We start from the raw sequence: 1,457 nt of genomic DNA on the forward strand, positions 1-1,457 counted from the left end.
CGGTTAAGCTACCTACTTCTGGTAAAACCCGCTCCCATGGTGTGACGGGCGGTGTGTACAAGACCCGGGAACGTATTCACCGCGACATGCTGATCCGCGATTACTAGCGATTCCAACTTCATGCAGTCGAGTTGCAGACTACAATCCGGACTACGATACACTTTCTGCGATTAGCTCCCCCTCGCGGGTTGGCGGCGCTCTGTATGTACCATTGTATGACGTGTGAAGCCCTACCCATAAGGGCCATGAGGACTTGACGTCATCCCCACCTTCCTCCGGTTTGTCACCGGCAGTCTCATTAGAGTGCCCTTTCGTAGCAACTAATGACAAGGGTTGCGCTCGTTGCGGGACTTAACCCAACATCTCACGACACGAGCTGACGACAGCCATGCAGCACCTGTGTACTGGTTCTCTTTCGAGCACTCCCCAATCTCTCGGGGATTCCAGCCATGTCAAGGGTAGGTAAGGTTTTTCGCGTTGCATCGAATTAATCCACATCATCCACCGCTTGTGCGGGTCCCCGTCAATTCCTTTGAGTTTTAATCTTGCGACCGTACTCCCCAGGCGGTCTACTTCACGCGTTAGCTGCGTTACCAAGTCAATTAAGACCCGACAACTAGTAGACATCGTTTAGGGCGTGGACTACCAGGGTATCTAATCCTGTTTGCTCCCCACGCTTTCGTGCATGAGCGTCAATCTTGACCCAGGGGGCTGCCTTCGCCATCGGTGTTCCTCCACATATCTACGCATTTCACTGCTACACGTGGAATTCTACCCCCCTCTGCCAGATTCTAGCCTTGCAGTCTCCAATGCAATTCCCAGGTTGAGCCCGGGGATTTCACATCAGACTTACAAAACCGCCTGCGCACGCTTTACGCCCAGTAATTCCGATTAACGCTTGCACCCTACGTATTACCGCGGCTGCTGGCACGTAGTTAGCCGGTGCTTATTCTTCAGGTACCGTCATTAGCAAGGGATATTAGCCCTCACCGTTTCTTCCCTGACAAAAGAGCTTTACAACCCGAAGGCCTTCTTCACTCACGCGGCATTGCTGGATCAGGCTTTCGCCCATTGTCCAAAATTCCCCACTGCTGCCTCCCGTAGGAGTCTGGACCGTGTCTCAGTTCCAGTGTGGCTGGTCGTCCTCTCAGACCAGCTACTGATCGATGCCTTGGTAGGCTTTTACCCTACCAACTAGCTAATCAGATATCGGCCGCTCCACGAGCATGAGGTCTTGCGATCCCCCACTTTCATCCGTAGATCGTATGCGGTATTAGCGTAACTTTCGCTACGTTATCCCCCACTCCAGGGTACGTTCCGATATATTACTCACCCGTTCGCCACTCGCCACCAGAGCAAGCTCCGTGCTGCCGTTCGACTTGCATGTGTAAGGCATGCCGCCAGCGTTCAATCTGAGCCAGGATCAAACTCTTCAGTTTAATCTCTGTTACTTTGCC

1 rRNA gene is annotated in these 1,457 nt (G+C 52.9%); it reads right to left on the reverse strand.

The annotated features are described in order from the left end of the window. Positions 1 to 1,439 (reverse strand): 16S ribosomal RNA (locus AC0V2Y_RS27835); the annotation flags it as partial. Positions 1,440 to 1,457 lie beyond the last annotated feature (18 nt).

This window comes from Janthinobacterium sp. BHSEK (genome assembly GCF_056174685.1).